Raw genomic sequence first — 17,347 nt, forward strand, 5'->3', positions numbered from 1 at the left:
CGCTATGGAATTCACGATCCAACACTTTATCGCGCTTGCGCCGCTGCTGATTACCAGCCTCACCATCGTGGTGGTGATGCTGGCGATCGCCTGGCGCCGCAATCACTCGCAAACGTTCCTGCTGTCCTGTGCCGGTCTCAACCTGGCCCTGCTGTCGATCATCCCGGCCCTCAAGGTCGCGCCTCTGGCGGTAACACCATTGATGATGGTGGATGACTTCGCACTGCTGTACATCGCGCTGATCCTGGTCGCGACCCTGGCCTGTGTCACCCTCGCCCACGCCTACCTTGGCGAAGGCGGTACCGGTTACCCAGGCAACCGCGAAGAGCTGTACCTGCTGATCCTGCTGGCTGCGGCCGGCGGCATCGTGCTGGTCAGCGCGCAGCACCTGGCGGGCCTGTTCATCGGCCTGGAACTGCTGTCGATCCCGACTTACGGCCTGGTGGCCTACGCCTTCTTCAACAAGCGCTCCCTGGAAGCCGGCATCAAGTACATGGTGCTGTCGGCTGCCGGTTCGGCGTTCCTGTTGTTCGGTATGGCCCTGCTCTATGCAGAAGCTGGCAACCTGAGCTTCACCGGTATCGGTCACGCCCTGGCGGCCACCAGCATGCCTGCGCCGATTGCCCAACTGGGCCTGGCCATGATGCTGATCGGCCTGGCATTCAAGCTGTCGCTGGTGCCCTTCCACTTGTGGACCCCGGACGTGTACGAAGGCGCCCCGGCGCCGGTGGCTGCGTTCCTGGCCACTGCGTCGAAAGTGGCTGTGTTTGCGGTGATGGTGCGTCTGTTCCAGATCTCCCCTGCCGCCAACACGGGTGTGCTGAGCACCGTACTGACCGTGATCGCCATCGCGTCGATCCTGTTCGGCAACCTGCTGGCCCTGACCCAGAACAACCTCAAGCGTCTGTTGGGTTACTCGTCCATCGCTCACTTCGGCTACCTGCTGATCGCCCTGGTGGCGAGCAAAGGCCTGGCCGTGGAAGCCATGGGCGTGTACCTGGTCACCTACGTGATCACGAGCCTTGGCGCATTCGGCGTGATCACGCTGATGTCCTCGCCGTTCAAAGGCCGTGACGCCGACGCCCTGTATGAATACCGCGGCCTGTTCTGGCGCCGTCCGTACCTGACTGCCGTACTGACCGTGATGATGCTGTCCCTGGCCGGTATTCCGCTGACGGCGGGCTTCATCGGCAAGTTCTACATCGTCGCTACCGGTGTTGAAGCCCACGAATGGTGGTTGGTTGCCTCCCTGGTACTGGGCAGCGCCATCGGCGTGTTCTACTACCTGCGCGTGATGGTCACCCTGTACCTGATCGAGCCAAACCTGCGCCGTGTGGATGCCGAGTTGCACTGGGAACAGAAAGCCGGTGGCGTCATGCTGCTGGCCATCGCCCTGCTCGCGTTCTTCCTGGGCGTGTACCCACAACCGTTGCTCACCCTGGTGCAGCACGCGGTGCTGGGCGTTTGATCGCTTAGCGGGATGCGGTAAACAAAACGGCGCCTTCGGGCGCCGTTTTGCGTTTCTGGGGCCGGTGCTTTTACCCTCCCCTGCTCACGGAAATGTCCTCCTCCAGCTGCCTCCTTATCTGGCATCTACCCGATGGAGGCCGCCGTATGGTGTTTGCGTTCTAGGAAAGTTCCCACAGCAAGGTCACTTGACCCAAGGCGCGTGGGCCACCAAACTATACGCAGGCTACGTACAGAACATGGATGCTCTATTTATCGAACTGCCGGCCTTCGAGCGGCATCGCAAGGACTATCTGAGTGACGAGCTTTTCCACGGTTTTCAACAGGCGTTGATGAAGAACCCGGAAGCGGGAGACGTGATCGAGGGAACAGGCGGGTTACGCAAGGTTAGCTTTGTCGACGAACGACGCAACAAAGGCCAGCGCGGTGGCCTGCGGGTCATTTACTACGGGTGGTCAGACGGCACGCAATTCTGGTTATTCACCCTGTACGGCAAACACGAACAGGACGACCTGACGCCTCAGCACAAAAAAGCCCTAAAACACATGCTGGACAGGGAAATCAAAGCGAGAACACATCATGAAACGTGAAATCTTTTCCGAACTGGTCGAAGGCTTCGACGCCCTGGCAAACGAACGCCAAGGCAAAGTCACCCTGCGGACCCACAAGGTTCATCTCAACAACCTGGAGCCGCTCACCGCAGAGGAAGTGGTCGCCGTGCGTCAACAGCTCAACCTCTCCCGTGCCGTCTTCGCCATGTACCTGCGCACCAACACGCGTACGCTGGAGAACTGGGAGCAAGGCCGGGCTAAACCAAATGCCCAGGCCGCCACCCTGATTCGCCTGGTGGCGCGTTTTCCTGAGACCGTGGCACAACTTGCTGCGTTGGGTTGATCTGCAATTGTCCCCAAAAAAAACGCCCCGAACATTCGGGGCGTTTTCCATTGCAACGGTATCAGAACGCGATACCGACCTTGAACCCGTACTCATCACGCTTGAGCTTGGTGTTGTCGGCCACCTCGGAATTACCGTCAAGCTTATACTCGGTGCGGGTGTAGTACAGGCCTGCGACCACCGGCAGGTCGCCTTTCTGGTTCATCAGCAAGCTGACTTCGGCGTAAGGGTTGGTGCGGTCCTTGAGGTCCACGGTGTCGCTGCCAAAATCTTCCACCTTGAGCTTGGTGCGGCCGTCGATAGTGCGACGGGCGCCCGCTTCGACACGCAGGGTCATGTCATCGAACTGGTGGTTGTAGCCCAGGGCCGCCTTGGCGAACGGCGACTTGTTGGTAAGTTTCACGTCGAGGTCGTTGATCTCTGGCTCGTAGCGCGTCCAGCTGTAGCCACCGCCGACGATCACGTCGACAAAGTTGCGCGCATCCAGCGCGGCACGCCAACCGAGGTCCAGGTCAGCCTGGCCTTCCTTCAGTTTGTTGTCGCTCTTTTCACCGTACTTGGCTTCGATACCGGCCTGGTAGATAAAGCCGGATTCAGCGGTGAGCTTATTGCCGAAGTTGTAGAACAGGCCAGCTTCAGGCATGTGGCTCTTGTCGCTTTCGCTGCCGTCTTCGAATTTGAAATCGTTGTAGCTGCCCTGGATCCCGAAGGTAGAAATCGGGTCGGTGGGCGGTGCGGCAAACACCGCGGCAGGCGCAGCAACCAGCGCCAGCAGCGAGGAACCCTTGAGGAATTTTCCGAATAGCTTGGACATCGTTTTACATCTCCTTGTCTGGTGAGCAAATTATTCAGGAACCGGTTCGAACCCCGGTGGATGCCAAAGGTTCGAATTAATTTGCGCTAATTTGGAGGTAAAACGGTTCAGCGAAGGCTCTATCTCAATGCTCCTATGAATTCGGCACTGTCAAGCCATCAAGGGCAGCCCGCAGCGCCGCCGTGACCGGCACGCAAATCCCGAAGACTTCAGTCAACAGCTGCAGCACCTCATCGGCACTGACGAGGGCGCGCTTTTCACTCGGCCGGTCCAGGTAGTGAATTGCATAGTTGGCGTTGTTCAGGGTATGACGCTCACCCGCAGCCAACCGCGCGACTTTCAACTGGCCGACGAAGACCGAGTCCGGGTGGGTGGAGACATACCAGTTGCCGATTTCATAATCGATGGTCGCCTGCACTTGCAGATCGAACACATACAACCCACGCCATTCATTGGCCACTTGGACCCACAGGGTGTAACTGTCGTGCCCGTCGAAGGTCACGCGATAGGGTTCGTGCGCGGTGGCCTGCACCACCTCGGTGTCCAACAGCAACGGGCTGCTGGGCACCATGCCGCCGAAGCCGACGTCGGTGATGTAACGCACGCCATCCAGGGTCACCAGGCTCAAACGATGGGTACGCGCCGTGCGCGCATCCGGCGGCCCACCCATCACCACCCGCCCCGTGATGCCGCGAGCATCAAAACCGAGCTCCTGCAACAGCGCCAGGAACATCTGGTTCAACTCATAGCAATAACCGCCCCGCCCCTCCAACAGCACTTTTTGCTCGACGCTGGCCAGGTCGATAGGCACCGGCAAGCGCATCAGGCTGGAGAGGTTCTCGAAGGCAAAGCTGCACACATGGCGCAGTTGCAGATCCTGCAAGGTGCGCAGGCTCGGCGCTGGCGGCGAGTCATAGCCCAGGCGTTGCAGGTAGAGGCGGCTATGGGTCAGCAGTGACATGGCGCAATCCTTCGGCACGGGATAAAGGCGACACTATGCCGCGCCAACGAGCAGATTGTCATTTTGAATGAACCTTTTAGAACGCTGCCCTATCCATCTATAACAACACAGGGAGGCAACATGAGTACCGCAAAAATCTACACCATCAATTACCAGCTGCACGGCAAACCGAAATCCTTTGTGGTGCGTGCCGAAGTGATGAACAACGCCGAGGCCTGGCACTGGGCGGCGGTGGATGCCGATATCGCGCATGTCAGCCGCGTGGGGCGGGTCGGGCATGAGCAGGTGAAGAAGACGACTCGACCGTGGGCGGAGAAATTCGGGATTACCGACGTCACTTGGATAGCGCCCAAGTAAACGAAAGCCCCGCACATGGGCGGGGCTCGCTTTATGGCTTCAAGTCGCCCAATGGATCATAGGGCGGCTTTTTTTCATCCTTGCCTTTTTTGTCCTTATCCAACGGCGCAATCGCCGGCCCTACCGGATCCACCTGCGGATCCGACACATCCGGCGAATCGGGATCGAACCCCAATTCGTCCTTACCACTGGAATGCTCGCCCGAAGCCGGGCCTTTTGGCGTATTACTCACGGCGTTCTCCTCATTCAGAGCGGACGGGCCTTGTCATGCAGGTTTTCCAGGTCTTCCTCGACGCGTTCCACGTCATCGTTCTGACGCTCCGCCGGGTCGTTGGGGCGCAACGCGTCGTTGTCGCGCTCTTCTTCGCCGGGTGTGCGGTCAGGGTTCGGGGTGCCGGGTGGTGGCTGGTTGTAGTCGGACATGATGCTTCACCTCAGTGGGTCTACACAGGTTTAGAGAAACCGCTATGCGCCAACGTTCAACTTGTTTGCCCAGGCGTGAGATGATGCCCGCCCCTTCTGGAGACATGAACCGGATGTTCGAGCTCAAACCCTGCGACCCCGTCACCTTCCGTCAACAGACCCGACGTAGTACGTTGATCGTGGCGGTGCTGTTCCTGGCCCTGGCCATGTTGCTGTCGAGCCTGGCGGTGATGCTGTTTGGCGAGCCTGGCGGAGACAACTTGCGCTTCAATGTCGGCGGGGTGTTCGCCGGGGTGTTGATCACGGTGGCGCTGGTGCGCGGCCCGTTCTGGACCCAGCCTTGGCTGGCGGCGGCGGTGTATGGCTGGCAACTCAAGCGCAACCTGATGAGCGTGACCAATGTAATGCACAAGGTCACGGAGCGGGTGCAGGCGAATGATCCGACGGCGCTGAAGGTGCTGCGCTTTTATCACTTGGGCCTGACGCAGATGCATGAGCTGGACGCCAACTCCAGCGCCCAGGTGCAACTGGTCGCTGAGGTCGAGGCACATAAGGCCAAGATGCAGGCGCAGGGGCTCGATACCGAGCAGACCCGGTTCGACCCCGCGTGGCTGGACACCTTTAAAACCGCTTAGGCCAGCGCACCTACGCAGTCTCCTTGATGCCCCCCATATCGTCAGTTGGGCATCTTTGTCCGCCAACAGAACACGGCACTTACGGCAATGGCAGCACCCGCCAGGCCAAACACCCAGGGGGCCGAGGCAATCGGCAGCAACAGGCCGGCGAGTAATGGCCCGAGGCCGGCGCCGATATCGCGCCACACGGCATTCGAGGCCAGGGCCGACACGCGCATGGACCCTGGGTTGCGCTCGGCCACCAATGTCGTCACCAGCGGCAGTTGCAGGGCGCGCAGCACCAGCACCGCCGCCGCACCGACAATCACCCAGTAGCTGCCGAACGCGATCAGGGCCAGGGCACTGAGGAACGAAAACAGCAGCAACATCGAGGTCGCGCCGAAACGCTGGGCTGCGCGCCCCCCCAAGGGGCTCAGGAGCATTTCCGAGACATAACGCAGCGCCATCAAGCCACCGGCGATCAGCACCGCATCACCGCCCAAGAGCTTCTGTGCCTGGATCGACAGCCCGAAGATAAACAGGCCGTCCAGCGCCACCCCCTCGATAAACGACCACATTGCCACACTGTCCGGCCACTTGAAGCGCCGCCCCGGCGTGCCGTGCAAATCATGCCCGGCCCTAGGCAAACCGCGCGCCATCCACAAGCCCACCAGGCAGCACCCGGCCAGAATCAGAAAGATCGGACGTGGCCCGGCCATCAGTGTCAGCCAGCCGCCCAACGGCAACGCCAGCATCGGTCCCAGGGCAATCAGCGCGCGGGAACGCCCGGCCCGGCGTGCGGCACCGGCTGGCTCCGAAGTGGCCAAGACTTGGGTCGACAGGTTCAACGCAGCAAAACACAGGCCCCACACCAGTCGCAGGCAGAGCAAGGCGGCGAAGCCGGACAACAGCGAGTTGCCCACGGCGCACAGGGTTGCGGCGCCGGCGGCGATCATGCAGGTCAGGCGGTCGCCGTGACGCGCGTAGAAATTGAGCACATGGCGGTAGCCGAAAATCCGCACCAGGCGGTTGGCTGCCAGCAGCACACCGGCCTGGGCCAGGGTAATGCCGAAGGCCTGGGATTCCATCGGCAGCAGCAAGTAGAGCAACACGTCGCTGGGCAGGCATAAAGCCAGGGTCAGTGCGGCGCGGCGGGAGTGGGTATCAGCGGTGCGGAGGGCCAGGCTGGACATAAATCCGAAACATTCCGAAATACTCAGGTCGCCACGGTAGCGTTAATCAGCACTTTTTCCCATAGGGTAACAACCGTAAACCACTGGCCACGGCCCCGACCAAGGCAAATCCACAGCCCAGCCACAGCGCAGATTGCGGACCACTGCCCATGGACAGATGGAAGCACAAGGCCACCAACGACGCGCCTAACGTCTGCCCCAACAACCGCGAAATGGCCACGATGCCACTCGCCCCGCCGCTGCGGGCCAGTGGTGCGCTGGTCATCAACGCCTTGAGGTTGGGCGACTGGAAGAAGCCGAAACCCGCCCCGCACAGCGCCATGCGCCAGCCGATATCCAATGCCGAAGCGCCGCTGCCCAAGGTCGCGAGCGCGGCCATGCCCACGCTGAGCATCAACAGACCGATGCCGCACAGCACGCCCAGGTTCACGCGGTCGGCCAGGCGCCCCGCCACAAGCGCCATCACCGCCACCACCGCGGGCCACGGTGTCATCAGAAAGCCGGTTTCCACCTGGCTATGGCCAAGCACCGCCTGCAACAGGAAGGGCAGCGACACAAACGCCAGGCCCTGGGCGCTGAACGCGCAAATAGCGGTAAGGGAAGACAACGCAAACACCGGGCGCTTGAACAGGTCCAGCGCCAGCATCGGCGCCGGGTGCCCGGCCTGGCGCCGCAGCAACCCTGCACCGCACACCAGCGCCACGGCGATCAGGCCCAAAGTCAACGCACCCTGGGCGCCGTGCACCGCCGTACCCAGACCCAGTACCAGCAAGGCAAACAGTCCCGCACACAACACGGCCGCAAAGCGGTCGAAGGCATGCCCGGTCATCGGCAAGGTCGGCAACGAGCGCAGGCCCAACGCCAGCGCCAGCACACCCAACGGCACATTGATCAGGTACAGCCAGTGCCAGGTCGCCACCGACAGAATCGCTGACGCCGCCGTCGGCCCAAGGGTAAATGCGAGCCCCACCACCAGGGAGTTATACCCCAGCCCCCGGCCCAGCATGTTTGACGGGTAAATATGCCGCAGCAACGCCGTGTTCACGCTCATGATCGCCGCCGCGCCCAGCCCCTGCACCACCCGCGCCGCCGTCAGGGTGACCAGTGAGCCGGCCAACCCGCAAAACAGCGATGAGACAATAAACAGCAGCAACCCGCCGAGGTACACCCGGCGATGCCCCAGCACATCACTGAGGGACGCAAACGGCAGCACCGTGGCAATGATCGCCAACTGGTAGGCATTCACCACCCAGATCACCGAGGCGGAATCGGTGCCAATCCCCTCGGCCAGGGTCGGCAACGCCGTGTTGACGATGGCGGTGTCCAGGGTCGCCATGCCAATCCCCAGGGAGATCGCAATCACGGCCGGCAGGCGTTTATTGAGGGGCAACCCATCGGCAACAGAAGACATGGACAATCCGCGCAAGTGACAAAGGCTTTTAGATTAAGGGCTGCGGCGAATTTTTTCAGGCGTGGATTGGCTGGCTGTCAGTAGTTTCATGTTCGCCAGTGCCCGGTCTTCGCCATAACCCCCACCGCCTCGCCAAAACCGGCCTGGGGTGCGGTGTTCAAGCTGACCAGGCCCACGCAGCGGCTCGGTTTCAAGGCCGCAGTACGGATGGCCACCCGTCCGCCGACGTCCACACCGGCGAGCACAGCCTCAGGAATATGCAGCGCGTTCATCAATTCCAGCACATCCTGGCCCTGTACCGCCTCATCCTGCCCGCGCAGGTACGGGACGATCACCCGGAAACCTTGCGCAGCCAGCGGTCCGGTGATCGCTGCAAACGCGTTCACATCCGCCGCCAGCAAAATGATCGCCCGGCCCTCCTCCGGCCCGAACACTGCATAGCGGATCTCTCCGTCATCAATGCTGACCTGTTGCACTGCCAATGCCGGTGCGGCCATTACCACCGCCGCCAACAGCAAAAAACCACGACGATCAAACATGACGGACTCCCACTATCAATTCACTGCCCAGCCAACCGGCCAGGTATTCACCCGCCTGCATCACGCCCGCTTCTTCCCCCAGGCGTTGCACCAAGTACTCACACAGCCCAGCGAAACTGCCATCGGCCTGCAGGTGTTGCACGGCCAGTAGCTCCAACGCATCCACCTGGCGCAAACGCGACGTGAACTGCCGTCGCCACACCAGCAAGCCGCCCGCTTGCGCCAGCATTACCGCTTCCGGTACCGGTGCGTCCTGCCACAGCGCCGACCAGATGGCCTCGGCATTGGTGGTCAGGCCGTGGCAGCGCAGCGACGGCGTGAGCTGCAACACCGCCGTGTCCCAATCCAGCTCGGCCAAGGCCTCCAGGGCCAATGGCTGTGCGTCGGCGGCGACAAAGGCTTCATTGAGGGCCGACTCGATCCAGGCCAGCTCATGCACATCCGGGTTGCCTGGGAACACCTCTTTCAAAGTGGCGTAGAAGCCCTCCGGGTACGCGTCCAGGGTCCAGGCGTGAGGCGGATGACGGTCGATATGGGTGATGCTCGCGGCCAGGAAGGCTTCCTCCCCGACCCAACGACGCAGGTAGGGAAACGCCTGCTCCAGGCAACCGACCAACTGCGCACGGTAGTTGTTCTGGTACACCGCCAGGCCGGCGTGGTGAGTGCCCAGCGCCTGCGCGGATTCATCCGACGCACTCACCAACCAGCGGCGAAAGGTCTGTTGTAGCTGCGCCAGGTTCATCGTTGCGCTCCCAACGTTCGGGCCATGGACAACTCCTGAAGCAGTTCGGCGAGCGGCGGGATCTCATCGTCACGCTCGATCATGGTCGCCACCGGGCCCAGCCGGGTCATGGCCTGGGCGTACAGTTCCCAGACTCCGGTGCACACCGGGCTGTCATGGCTGTCGATCAACATCTCACGGCCTTGACTGTGGCCGGCCAAGTGCACCTGGCGCACGCGCTCGGCAGGGAGGCCATTGAGAAACGCCAGGGCGTCGAAACCGTGGTTGCTGGCGCTGACGAACACATTATTGACGTCCAGCAGCAGTTCGCAGCCGGTGCGCTTGGCCATGGCTGCAATAAATTCCCATTCGGTCATGGAGGCGCCTTCAAACGCCAGGTAGCTTGAGGGGTTCTCGAACAACATCGTGCGGCCCAACACGTCCTGGGCTTGCTGGATATTGGCACACACCCGATCCAGCGCCTCGTCGGTGTAAGGCACTGGCAGCAAGTCATGGGAATTGAAGCCAGCGCTGCGCGACCAACTCAGGTGGTCGGACACAAACAGGGGCTCGACTTCATCCACCAGCGACTTGAGGCGCTTCAAGTAATCCGCATCCAGCCCTTCGGCGGTGCCGATGGACATGGACACACCGTGCAGCGCCACCGGGTAGCGCTCGCGGACTTGTCGCAGGATATGCCGGGGCTGACCGCCCGCGACCATGAAGTTTTCGGAGATCACTTCGACGAAATCCACGGGCACCGAGGTCTCCAGGAAATCGCAGTAATGCTCCTTGCGCAGTCCCAGGCCGTAGCCTGAAAAGTGAGGATTGGATGTCGACATTGAGGGGCTCCAATAACCCTTTAGGAGCGGGTTCGCCCGCGCCTAAAGGGGGTGAGGCGTTATTTAGGTTCAGTCAAGGTACCGCCAGCCTTGAGGCACTCGGACGGGGTCTTGACGATCACGCCTTCGCCTTTGCAACTGTTGAGGCCTTTGCAGTCGTTCTTAGCGGTGGCGCACAGGCTGGTGCCTTTGCAGGTGTTGACGCCGTAGCAACGGCCGGGCTTTTCCGGCGCGTCGGCGGTGCTGGCGGCGGTAGCGAACGAAGCGGAGGCCATGGCGATCAGGGCAGCCGCGGCAGCGAGGCTCAGACGGGATTTGAGTGCAGTGTTCATGGGTGTTGCTCCAGGGTTGGGGTGAATTACTTGATAACGGAAGCAGCGTCTTCGATGACCTTCGCCACAGCCTCAGGCTGGGAGATGTACACCGAGTGGCTGGCCTTGATTTCAGTGACCTTGGAACCCGCGCGTTTGTACATCCAACGCTGCAGGTCCGGGCTCAGGGCGCGGTCTTCGGTGGAGACCACGGCATAAGTCGGTTTTTTGTGCCAGGCCGCGGCCCATACGGTGCCGCCGAACAAGGCAGTGGTCGCCGGCACTTGGGAGGCGGCCATGAAGTCGGTGCGGTTGGTGGTCAGGTCGGCAGCAAAGTCGGCGTTGAACTTGGTGCGGTCGAAGAACAGATGACCGTCGCGGCTGGCCTTGATGTCATCGCTGGGCGCCGGCATCGAGCCGATCAACTGGGCCATGTTCTCGCCCACTTCCGGCTGCAGCGCCGAGACGTAGACCAGCGACTTGACCTTGTCGCGGTCGCCGGCAATCGAGATCACCCCGCCACCTGAACTGTGGCCCACCAGTACCACCGGCCCGACTTGCTGCTCCAGCACTTCGCGGGCCTCGGCCACATCGGCGGCCAGGCTCTCGTGGCCCTGGTGCACCACGGTGACCTTGTAGCCCTTGTGAATCAGGATGTCGTGCACCACGCGCCAGCCGGAACCGTCGACAAACGAACCGGGCACGATCACCACGCTTTTACCGGTGCCGGGCTGCGGGGCATCTGCCGCCTGGGCCAGCATCGGGACAGTCAGGGCCATGGCAATGGCCAGGGAAGAAAGCATACGCATTGGAAATCTCCATCAAAGTTAAGAACGCTTGCCTGAGATGAGGCGGTCCAACGACCAGGCCCCACCGCCGTACGCCAGCAGCGGCAACAACAGGCCCGCCCAAGTGAGGTGCACCGGCCAGGCGGCGGGGTACACAAACACCTCGATCACCAGGGTCATGCCCAACAGCGCAGCAGCGGCCGGGCGGGTCAGCAGGCCGAGCACCAGCAGCAGCGGGAACAAGTGCTCGGCGTAGGTCGCCAGGTGCGCGGCCCAGTCCGGCGGAATCAGCGGCAAGGCGTATTCCGAACGGAACAGCGTGTAGGTCGACGGTTTGAGTTCAAGAAACCCCGTGACCTTGGTGCGCCCTGACAGGAAGAACACCGCCGCGATCGCCACCCGTGCCACCAGCAACAACAGGGCATCGGGAAGCAGGCGCTGGATCACGGCTGCTCCGTCAGGCTGCCGAAGCCTTTAGGGGTCTTGATCTGGGTGCAGGTGCCTTTGTCCACCAGTACCCAGGCGTTGCCCTGGTAGTCGGTGGTGGAAGTGGCGGCGCATGAGGTGCCAGCGCCTGCGGCGCAGTCGTTGGCACCGGCCAGGGCCACGCCGAAGCACTTTTCCTGGGGCTTGGGTTCATCGGCATGGGCCACGGCCGCGAAGGCACTGAGGGACAGGGCGAGGGTTGCCGCGAGGGCTGCGTAAGGACGCTTCATGGGGTGAGTCTCCTGGCTTGACTGAGTATGGCCAGGGCGCCTCGGGGTCGGTGACCGCCTGCGCCAGCTGGTGTGCAGAGTTAAAGCCAGGCGTGTATCCGGTCTGTGTCGCGAACGCGATAGAACGTCATGCGGGTGTATCAGGAGGGTGCGGGGATACAGTTCGATACACAGTTACTAAAACAATGCCAAACCCCCGGCGATTGCTTCGGCATCCCTATCGAGATAATTAGATATATTTGCCTTTACGAACGATGGCGCTTGCGGGTCGTCGACGACCGCAAGAATCACCCTGAATTTCATGCGGTTGTGGTCATGTTTGTTAGTTGATGGCCCGAGGTCATTCCGTTGAAAAAATATGTGTTTCCAACGGAATGTTTGGCGCGGCCCAATCGTTGTTGTACCTGAAGCTGCCCGCCCCCCATCACCTTCAGGAACGGTTTTATGACGGGTGGCCTACGCGTGATTCAAGCCAGCGCGCTCAGGTCCAGGTGTCCCTCCTTGATCGGTGGGCACCAGTAGTAACCGCCGGTCAACGGTGTGCTGATGCGGTACAGGCCATCGACAATGCCATCTTCCAGTCCACTCATGCGGCGCAGTTGCGCTTCGAATGCATCGAAGGAGTGGCCGAACGCGAGAAACATCAACCCGGCCTGGCCGTTCTCCGCCCAAGGCATGGAGCGGCGTACCACGAAGGCTTCCGGGGTGAAGCTTTCCTGGGCGGTGCGTTTGGTGTGGGCGGACTCGGGGGCGTCGTCGAGTTCCTCGTTGTCGCCATGGCGGCGACCGATGATGTGGTCGCGCTCCTGCGCGGGCAAGGCGGCGAAGCCGTCGAGGTCGTGCTGCCATTGCTGGATCGCGGCAAAGCTGGCGCCGCTGTCGGTCAGGGCGGCTTCAACCGCCGCATCGTCGTGGGGGTTCTCGGTGCCGTCTTCGTAGTCGGTAAGGTCGAAGCCGGTCTTGTAGCGGAAGCCTTCGGTCATCTGCACCAAGCGAAACGCCGGGGCCAGGGCTTTTTCGAAAGCGCGGCTGCGCAACAGCAACTCACCACGGTCCACGCCGTGCAGCCATATCCACAGCGCGTGCTGGGTAGAGGGGTTGTGCGCACCCGGCCCACTGACGGAGGGAAAGGCGCGCAGGCCTTCAATCCGGGCGCCCAAGGCATTGACCAGCGGCTCGCCAAAACCGACCACCGCCGCCGAATCGGTCAACTGCACCAACGTGTCCAACGCAGCGTGCACGGCGGTCAGTGAGTCCACGGCAAAAAACAGATGGCGTGCCTGCAACGGCACCGGTGCGGCAAGAATGCCCGGCTGGTACTGACTCATGTGAACTCCTTCTGAAAAGCCGCGCAGTTTAACCTTCAGCCACAACACTGCGTACAAGAAAGCGCGCAAGCCTTGCCATAGAGCCTGTTGTTGGGTGACTCTCTAGTCATGTTTTGCAACTATTCCAGGGGTAGTGACATGACCACCAGCAACCTGCTTGCCCAGCTGTTTCCTGACTCCGCCGCCGAGATTCCCGAGCAATTCCAGCTGGGAGCGCCCATTGAACAGCGTGATTACCTGGTCGATGGCCAGTTGAGGGTGTGGAGCGGCCCCTTGGCCAAGGTGCAAAGCCCGGTGCAGTTTGGCGACGAACGTGTGCACATCGGCAGCACGCCGTTGCTGGACGCCGACACCGCCCTCACCGCCCTCGACGCCGCCGTTCGTGCCTATGACCGGGGCCAGGGTGAATGGCCGACGATGCGCGTGGCTGAACGTATCCAACACGTCGAAGCCTTCCTGTGCCGCATGCGTGAACAGCGCGACGCAGTGGTCAAGCTGCTGATGTGGGAGATCGGCAAGAACCTCAAGGACTCGCAGAAAGAGTTCGACCGCACCTGCGACTACATCACCGACACCATCAACGCCCTCAAGGAACTCGACCGCCGCTCCAGCCGCTTCGAACTGGAACAGGACACCCTCGGCCAGATCCGCCGCGTGCCGCTGGGCGTGGCCCTGTGCATGGGCCCGTATAACTACCCGCTGAACGAAACCTTCACCACGCTGATTCCGGCATTGATCATGGGTAACACCGTGGTGTTCAAGCCGGCCAAGCTTGGCGTATTGCTGATCCGACCTTTGCTGGAAGCGTTCTGCGACAGTTTCCCGGCCGGGGTGATCAATGTGATCTACGGCAGCGGCCGCGAAACCGTCAGCGCACTGATGGCCAGCGGCAAGATCGATATCTTCGCGTTTATCGGCACCAACAAGGCTGCCAGCGATCTGAAAAAACTGCACCCCAAGCCACATCGCCTGCGCGCCGCGCTGGGCCTGGACGCGAAAAACCCTGGCATCGTGCTGCCCGACGTGGACCTGGACAATGCCGTCAGCGAAGCCGTCACCGGTTCCTTGTCGTTCAATGGCCAGCGCTGCACCGCGTTGAAAATCCTCTTCGTGCATGAAGACGTCGTCGACCGCTTCATCGAGAAATTCAACAAGAAGCTGGCCACGCTCAAACCCGGTATGCCGTGGGAAGACGGTGTGGCGCTGACGCCATTGCCCGAAGTGGGCAAGGTGGATTACCTCAACGGCCTGGTGGCTGACGCCGCGCAACAGGGCGCCACGGTGGTGAATGAACAGGGCGGTGAAAGTCGTGGATCGTTCTTTTATCCGGCGGTGCTGTACCCGGTGAACCCACAGATGCGCGTGTACCACGAGGAACAGTTCGGCCCGGTGGTGCCGATCGTGCCCTACCGCGACCTGGAGACCGTGATCGACTACGTGCTGGACTCGGATTTCGGCCAACAGTTGAGCATTTTCGGCACCAACGCCGCAGAAGTCGGGCGCCTGGTGGACACCTTCGCCAATCAGGTCGGCCGTATCAACATCAACGCCCAGTGCCAGCGCGGCCCCGACACCTTCCCGTTCAACGGACGCAAGAACTCGGCCGAGGGCACGCTGTCGGTACATGACGCCTTGCGCGTGTTCTCGATCCGCACCCTGGTGGCGACCAAGTTCCAGGAGAGCAACAAGGCGCTGGTCAGCGACATCCTGCGCAACCGCGATTCGAGCTTCCTGACCACCGATTACATTTTCTAGAGGACGATTCGTCGTTGATTAACCTGCACCTGCCTGTGTTTGCCCGGCGCCTGCTGCGCCCACTGCTCGACCCGTACCGCCGCTATCGCCATGCCAAGCTGATCCATGCCGTGCGCGTGTCCATCGGTTTGCTGGCGACCATCCTGCTGACCACCGGCATCAACCTGCCGCATGGTGAGTGGGCCTCGGTGACCATGCTGGTGGTGATCGGCGGGTTGCAGCACCATGGCAATATCGGCAAGAAAGCCGTGGAGCGCGCCTACGGTACGTTGATCGGCGCCAGCGTCGGGTTGTTGCTGGTGGTGCAGGAGGCGTACGTCGGCCAGCCACTCCTGACCTACCTGTTGATGTCGGTGGTGTGCGGGTTCTTTTCCTATCACGCCATCGGCAAGGGTGGGTACACCGCACTGTTGTCGGCGATCACGGTATTTATCGTCGCCGGCCACGGTGACAACCCGCTGTCGGATGGGTTGTGGCGCACCGTGGACATCCTGATCGGTATCGCCCTGGCCCTGGCGTTCTCCTTTGCCCTGCCGCTGTATGCCGTGTACTCCTGGCGCTATAACCTGGCCAGCGCATTACGCGATTGTGCCCAGATCTACAGCCGGATCATCAATGGCGAGTCCGTCACCAGTGATGAACACCTCAAGTTGCTCAACCGCCTGAATGCGGCGATGTTGCAGTTGCGTTCACTGATGCCGTCGGTGTCCAAGGAAGTGCGCATCTCCATGACCGAACTGGACGCGATCCAGCGGCATCTGCGCCTGTGCATCAGCACCCTGGAGATTCTCGGCAACACCCGGCCCGACCCTCGCGATGAACAGGCGATGGCGCGCATGCGGGGGGTGTTGAAGGCCGAACATCGGCAGATCCGCGTGCAATTGGTGGGGATGGCACGGGCATTGAAGTCAGGGGTGACGGAGCGCTTGGAGCGCCAAAGCCATGCGGGTGTCGAGCCTGCACTGGATGCTCCGGTCTACAGCGCGTTGGATGGTTATCGGCTGCTGACCCTGCAATTGGCGCAGAACGTGGACGCGATGCGCCAGCGGCTGGCCAAGAGTGCGGGGCGCTGGAAAATCTGAATCCGCTGGGTGGAAGAGGAAAATTCCGATGTGTTCACACATTTCAGAAATTTCACAGTTTGTCTTACAAAGTTTTCACGCTTTATTCACATCTCGGAACGTAATGTGAAGCCTCATCCGTTACAAATGTTGCACATCAAGCCCGCCGCCCCAGCGGGCTTTTTTTTGCCTGGGATTTGCGTCAACGCGCGGCCTTGCTCGCTGGCGCCATGGCCTGCTCACGAATGGCACGCTGGGTATCCAGCACCTTGGCCAAGGCATTTTCTGCCTCCGGGCTTTGTTGCGGTACCCGAATCGCCGCTGACACCAGCGTGATCAACTTGGCCATCACCTCGGCATCCGTGGCCGGACGGCCCAGGCTCATGGAGTTCATCAGCAGGCGCAGCTCGGTGCCGGCCATCACCCCGGAAATCGCTTTGAGGGCAAATTGCAGACGCACGCCCAGTTCATTGCGCGGCAGGTCCGGCAAGGCCAAGGCAAAAGCCTCGAAGAAACGCTGGAACACCGGCTGGTAATGCACCTTGAGGTATTCCTGGATAAACGGCGACGTGTCGCTGTACACCCGCCCCAGGAAGCGGATGAATGAACGCCCTTCCCCACTGGCGCTGGCTGGATCGCTGCGCTCCAGGCCCATGGCCGGGGCGAACAGCACGCCGAGCAACGTGTCGCAGTCCAACGGGCCGTCGGACTCAGCCTCACAGCGCGCAAGCAGTTCCAGGCGCTGCTCGTTGAGCGGCTCCAGGCGCTGCTTGAGCAAGGTTTGCATCAGGGAGTCCTTGTCCCCGAAATGGTAGTTCACCGCAGCCAGATTCACCTGGGCACGCTCGGTAATCTGCCGCAGCAATACCGCGTCGTATCCGTATTTGATGAAGAGAGCCTCTGTCGCATCCAGCAATCGAGTCTTGGTAATGTTTGGAGCGCTGACTTTCTTCGCGACCATAGAAGTTCCACATGGGAAATATTGTTTAAAAAAATAATTTGATTTTTTATACCGGGGCCACCGTTCGAAAGCAAGTAGTGACACACCGCCATATGATCGAAAGCCTCGGCCGGCGGGCTCGACGGGGGAGTCCCAAGCGGGTTTTGAGCTGCCTTTCGCCCTCGCAGGTAGGCATTTTCCCAAGCTTGAGC

22 protein-coding genes are annotated in these 17,347 nt (G+C 61.4%); 7 read left to right on the top strand and 15 right to left on the bottom strand.

Features of this window, described 5'->3' with window-relative positions:
- The first annotated feature begins 4 nt into the window (after positions 1–4).
- From nuoN to AB4N92_RS00705, 3 genes are all read left to right on the top strand, one after another.
- The gene (gene nuoN, locus AB4N92_RS00695; protein ID WP_012724956.1) at positions 5–1,468 is read left to right on the top strand and encodes an NADH-quinone oxidoreductase subunit NuoN; all 1,464 of its coding nucleotides are present in this window, start codon (positions 5–7) and stop codon (positions 1,466–1,468) included.
- 238 nt (positions 1,469–1,706) lie between these two features.
- Positions 1,707–2,057 carry a toxin gene (locus AB4N92_RS00700; protein WP_236266939.1) on the top strand — a complete coding sequence of 117 codons (351 nt, stop codon included), beginning with the start codon at positions 1,707–1,709 and terminating at the stop codon, positions 2,055–2,057.
- Positions 2,047–2,361 (top strand): helix-turn-helix domain-containing protein, encoded by a 315-nt coding sequence (locus AB4N92_RS00705; protein WP_010209571.1) that lies wholly within the window; start codon positions 2,047–2,049, stop codon positions 2,359–2,361. Before AB4N92_RS00700 ends, AB4N92_RS00705 begins: the two co-directional genes overlap by 11 nt.
- A gap of 61 nt (positions 2,362–2,422) precedes the next feature.
- Here AB4N92_RS00705 and AB4N92_RS00710 read toward each other — a convergent pair whose 3' ends face one another.
- Positions 2,423–3,175 carry an outer membrane beta-barrel protein gene (locus AB4N92_RS00710; RefSeq protein WP_236266938.1) on the bottom strand — a complete coding sequence of 251 codons (753 nt, stop codon included), beginning with the start codon at positions 3,173–3,175 and terminating at the stop codon, positions 2,423–2,425.
- A 133-nt stretch (positions 3,176–3,308) separates the two neighbouring features.
- Positions 3,309–4,136, bottom strand: a complete 828-nt coding sequence (locus tag AB4N92_RS00715; RefSeq protein WP_010209568.1) for an arylamine N-acetyltransferase family protein — start codon at positions 4,134–4,136, stop codon at positions 3,309–3,311.
- Positions 4,137–4,256: 120 nt separating this feature from the next.
- Between AB4N92_RS00715 and AB4N92_RS00720 the strand changes: the two genes are divergently transcribed.
- Positions 4,257–4,493, top strand: coding sequence for a DUF6555 family protein (locus AB4N92_RS00720; protein WP_010209566.1), 237 nt, complete (start codon positions 4,257–4,259; stop codon positions 4,491–4,493).
- 31 nt (positions 4,494–4,524) lie between these two features.
- On the opposite strand, the gene AB4N92_RS00725 is transcribed toward AB4N92_RS00720, so the two are convergent.
- Both AB4N92_RS00725 and AB4N92_RS00730 read right to left on the bottom strand, forming a co-directional pair.
- On the bottom strand, positions 4,525–4,725 hold the full coding sequence (locus tag AB4N92_RS00725; RefSeq protein ID WP_010209565.1) for a DUF6021 family protein: 201 nt from the start codon (positions 4,723–4,725) through the stop codon (positions 4,525–4,527).
- A gap of 14 nt (positions 4,726–4,739) precedes the next feature.
- Complete coding sequence (locus tag AB4N92_RS00730; RefSeq protein ID WP_010209563.1) at positions 4,740–4,916, bottom strand: hypothetical protein; 177 nt, start codon at positions 4,914–4,916, stop codon at positions 4,740–4,742.
- Between the two features lie 113 nt (positions 4,917–5,029).
- Between AB4N92_RS00730 and AB4N92_RS00735 the strand changes: the two genes are divergently transcribed.
- The gene (locus tag AB4N92_RS00735) at positions 5,030–5,551 is read left to right on the top strand and encodes a DUF3087 family protein (protein ID WP_010209560.1); all 522 of its coding nucleotides are present in this window, start codon (positions 5,030–5,032) and stop codon (positions 5,549–5,551) included.
- Between the two features lie 41 nt (positions 5,552–5,592).
- On the opposite strand, the gene AB4N92_RS00740 is transcribed toward AB4N92_RS00735, so the two are convergent.
- The 10 genes from AB4N92_RS00740 to AB4N92_RS00785 form a co-directional block, all read right to left on the bottom strand.
- A complete protein-coding gene (locus tag AB4N92_RS00740) occupies positions 5,593–6,723 on the bottom strand; it encodes an MFS transporter (protein ID WP_045791930.1) in 1,131 nt (376 codons plus the stop codon).
- Positions 6,724–6,769: 46 nt separating this feature from the next.
- Entirely contained in the window at positions 6,770–8,134 is a 1,365-nt protein-coding gene (locus tag AB4N92_RS00745; RefSeq protein ID WP_010209557.1) for an MFS transporter, read from the bottom strand.
- 86 nt (positions 8,135–8,220) lie between these two features.
- On the bottom strand, positions 8,221–8,673 hold the full coding sequence (locus AB4N92_RS00750; RefSeq protein ID WP_154847079.1) for an alpha/beta fold hydrolase: 453 nt from the start codon (positions 8,671–8,673) through the stop codon (positions 8,221–8,223).
- Complete coding sequence (locus AB4N92_RS00755; RefSeq protein WP_236266937.1) at positions 8,666–9,415, bottom strand: HvfC/BufC N-terminal domain-containing protein; 750 nt, start codon at positions 9,413–9,415, stop codon at positions 8,666–8,668. The genes AB4N92_RS00750 and AB4N92_RS00755 overlap by 8 nt, the downstream gene beginning before the upstream one ends.
- On the bottom strand, positions 9,412–10,236 hold the full coding sequence (gene bufB / locus AB4N92_RS00760) for an MNIO family bufferin maturase (RefSeq protein WP_010209552.1): 825 nt from the start codon (positions 10,234–10,236) through the stop codon (positions 9,412–9,414). The genes AB4N92_RS00755 and bufB overlap by 4 nt, the downstream gene beginning before the upstream one ends.
- Positions 10,237–10,295: 59 nt before the next feature.
- Positions 10,296–10,568 carry a BufA2 family periplasmic bufferin-type metallophore gene (gene bufA2 / locus AB4N92_RS00765; protein ID WP_010209551.1) on the bottom strand — a complete coding sequence of 91 codons (273 nt, stop codon included), beginning with the start codon at positions 10,566–10,568 and terminating at the stop codon, positions 10,296–10,298.
- A gap of 26 nt (positions 10,569–10,594) precedes the next feature.
- The gene (locus AB4N92_RS00770) at positions 10,595–11,356 is read right to left on the bottom strand and encodes an alpha/beta fold hydrolase (RefSeq protein ID WP_010209550.1); all 762 of its coding nucleotides are present in this window, start codon (positions 11,354–11,356) and stop codon (positions 10,595–10,597) included.
- An 18-nt stretch (positions 11,357–11,374) separates the two neighbouring features.
- Entirely contained in the window at positions 11,375–11,782 is a 408-nt protein-coding gene (locus tag AB4N92_RS00775; RefSeq protein ID WP_010209549.1) for a DoxX family protein, read from the bottom strand.
- Positions 11,779–12,051, bottom strand: a complete 273-nt coding sequence (locus AB4N92_RS00780; RefSeq protein WP_010209548.1) for a BufA1 family periplasmic bufferin-type metallophore — start codon at positions 12,049–12,051, stop codon at positions 11,779–11,781. The genes AB4N92_RS00775 and AB4N92_RS00780 overlap by 4 nt, the downstream gene beginning before the upstream one ends.
- 467 nt (positions 12,052–12,518) lie before the next feature.
- A complete protein-coding gene (locus AB4N92_RS00785; protein WP_042572137.1) occupies positions 12,519–13,379 on the bottom strand; it encodes a Dyp-type peroxidase in 861 nt (286 codons plus the stop codon).
- 138 nt (positions 13,380–13,517) lie between these two features.
- Here AB4N92_RS00785 and AB4N92_RS00790 point away from each other — a divergent pair, with 138 nt between their 5' ends.
- On the top strand, positions 13,518–15,134 hold the full coding sequence (locus AB4N92_RS00790) for an NADP-dependent glyceraldehyde-3-phosphate dehydrogenase (RefSeq protein WP_047540883.1): 1,617 nt from the start codon (positions 13,518–13,520) through the stop codon (positions 15,132–15,134).
- A 23-nt stretch (positions 15,135–15,157) separates the two neighbouring features.
- A complete protein-coding gene (locus AB4N92_RS00795; RefSeq protein ID WP_137205671.1) occupies positions 15,158–16,216 on the top strand; it encodes an FUSC family protein in 1,059 nt (352 codons plus the stop codon).
- A gap of 181 nt (positions 16,217–16,397) precedes the next feature.
- On the opposite strand, the gene AB4N92_RS00800 is transcribed toward AB4N92_RS00795, so the two are convergent.
- Positions 16,398–17,156 carry a TetR/AcrR family transcriptional regulator gene (locus AB4N92_RS00800; RefSeq protein ID WP_010209536.1) on the bottom strand — a complete coding sequence of 253 codons (759 nt, stop codon included), beginning with the start codon at positions 17,154–17,156 and terminating at the stop codon, positions 16,398–16,400.
- Positions 17,157–17,347 lie beyond the last annotated feature (191 nt).

The organism is Pseudomonas sp. S3_A09 (genome assembly GCF_054668065.1).